2 protein-coding genes are annotated in these 2348 nt (G+C 48.6%); both read left to right on the top strand.

Annotation, left to right across the window (positions count from 1 at the left end):
* The first annotated feature begins 119 nt into the window (after window positions 1-119).
* Window positions 120-1010 (top strand): tyrosine-type recombinase/integrase, encoded by an 891-nt coding sequence (locus tag IEY09_RS20060; protein WP_188872408.1) that lies wholly within the window; start codon window positions 120-122, stop codon window positions 1008-1010.
* The gene (locus IEY09_RS20055; protein WP_069453528.1) at window positions 1007-2092 is read left to right on the top strand and encodes an IS91 family transposase; all 1086 of its coding nucleotides are present in this window, start codon (window positions 1007-1009) and stop codon (window positions 2090-2092) included. The genes IEY09_RS20060 and IEY09_RS20055 overlap by 4 nt, the downstream gene beginning before the upstream one ends.
* Window positions 2093-2348 lie beyond the last annotated feature (256 nt).

The following is a 2348-nucleotide window of genomic DNA, read 5'->3' as shown; positions in this document are numbered from 1 at the left end:
TTGTTGAACGAAGCCGCTTTGCGGCAGGAACAAGATAAAGATAAAGCCATCCTTTTGCCCCTCATCCTAAATACTTGCTAGACGCGACCTGCTTCGGTCGCAATCCTAGGAGTATCATCATGGACATTCACGAACAACAACGCTTTGATTTACTTTATGAACAACATCTTACCAACTTAACCTTGCAAGGTAAGCGGCCTGCAACCATTGATGCCTATAGCCGAGCTATACGCCGTATTGCGGCATATTTTGACTGCTGCCCCGACACCTTGACCACCGATGATTTGAAGCGCTATTTTGCTGATTTGATTGCCTCACATTCTTGGAGCACCGTCAAACTCGACCGCAACGGTTTGCAGTTTTTCTACTTTCACGTTCTCAACAAATCTTGGCAGTGGCTTCATATTGTTAAGCCACCACAGGTGAAACACCTGCCCGATATCCTGACGCCCTGCGAGGTCGCGATGGTTATCAGCCTCACGCGTCAACTGCGTTATCAGGTTTGTTTCTTAACCCTGTACAGCATGGGATTGCGCCTTGGTGAAGCGATTTCATTACAGGTCGGGGATATTGATGCGGGACTGATGCAGGTGCATATCCGTGATGCTAAAGGGGGCAAGGATAGACTGGTGCCGTTACCTCAACGCACCTTGTTAGCGTTAAGGTTCTATTGGCGCACCCACCGTCATCCTCGTTGGCTATTTCCGAGTAAAGATAATCAACCTGACTCACTCATGGACAGAGGCGGGCTCCAAAAAGCCATGAAGCAAGTCATTTCCGAGTGCAATATTCATAAAGCCATCAGTCCGCACAGTCTACGTCACAGTTATGCCACCCATTTGCTGGAGCAAGGACTCGATTTGCGCTCGGTGCAAACACTGCTCGGCCACCATAGCCTGAATACCACCGCCCGTTACACGCAGCTCACTGATATCACCCGTAAAAATACCTGTGAGGCAATTAACCAACTAACCAACGGCTTAGCCTTGAGGTGGGAGTGTGGGTTATGAGCCAGTTTATCGATATCTTACGTCAACATCTGGCGGATTTTCGGCAGCGTTATGCCCATCAAATCACCCCAGAGATAAAGGATGCTATCCATGCCATGCTCAGCTGTCGTTGCAACACGGCGAGGGTGAGTTGCTGGGATTGTCAAACCTGCGAGCAACAGCTTGAGTTTCCGCTCTCTTGTGGTCATCGCAGTTGCCCACAGTGTCAACATGGCACCACATGTGACTGGTTGAGTAAACAACAAGCTAAGTTATTACCGGTGAATTATTTTATGGTGACCTTTACCTTGCCGTTTGAATTAAGAGCCATAGCAAAATCGCAACCCGAGCCGTTCTATCACGCCATGTTTACCGTAGCAGCGGGTGTACTCAAAGACTTTGCAGCACGCTCCCCTAAGCTCAGTGGTGACATCGGCTTCACGGGGGTATTGCATACTCACAGTCGGCGTAGAGACTACCATCCACATCTGCACTTCATTATCCCCGCAGGGAGCTACCACTCTGGCAAGCGGCAATGGCGTAAGTGTAAAACCCATTACTTATTTAACGCCTTTAATCTTGCCAAGGTGTGGCGAGCACGTTTACTGGCTTATCTGAGTGACACGCTTCAGCTTAAACTGCCACATCAATCTCCCTCAAAATGGGTGGTCGATTGTCAGTTTGTCGGTAAAGGTGCGCCTGCACTGCAATATCTGTCGCGCTACCTTTATCGGGGCGTTTTACCCGACAGCAGTATTTGTCGTCATGTCGATAATCAGGTGAGTTTTACCTATCAAGACAGTCAGACTCGCTGCCAACAAGTACGCAGCTTGCCCGCCGTCGAATTTCTGTGGTTGATATTACAACATGTATTACCCAAAGGATTACGGCGAGTGCGTGACTATGGCTTACTGCGAGGTAATGCCAAAACGCTACGGCAACAAATCCAACTGATGCTGGCTGTCGCAGGAGCCGCTTTCCCCGTATTACCAGAGGTCAAACGTGCCTTAGCCGTGCGCTATTGCCCTTGTTGCTATCTCGCGATGCATTTTATGGGCGTTCATGTGCGTCATCGACCGACAGACGCTAACATCATCGCCTAAGGCGAGAAGTATAAGGATAACGGGTTAACCAAACAGAATGAGGACTCGATAACAGCTTGATGAGTAGGTAATAAAAATATTAGCTCGTTCGCTAAGGGCGGGTCATGTCTGCATAAAAGTCTCTTTTAAAATAAGACCTTCGCCAGTACACATTCTCAATCCGCTATTTGCATAATAAAGTGTCAACAACCAGCATCGGGCTTGTTCAACACTTGGGATAAGGTCGCGGCTACGCGCGGCCTATCCTTATTTGTTA

Source organism: Shewanella xiamenensis, assembly GCF_014647135.1.
GTDB lineage: Bacteria > Pseudomonadota > Gammaproteobacteria > Enterobacterales > Shewanellaceae > Shewanella > Shewanella xiamenensis.
This window is presented reverse-complemented; position numbering and strand designations above follow the sequence as displayed.

Excerpts from the sequence above, each read along its gene's own strand:
- IEY09_RS20060 (WP_188872408.1), top strand. The coding sequence starts at position 120 with ATGGACATTCACGAACAACAACGCTTTGATTTACTTTATGAACAACAT.
- IEY09_RS20055 (WP_069453528.1), top strand. The coding sequence starts at position 1,007 with ATGAGCCAGTTTATCGATATCTTACGTCAACATCTGGCGGATTTTCGG.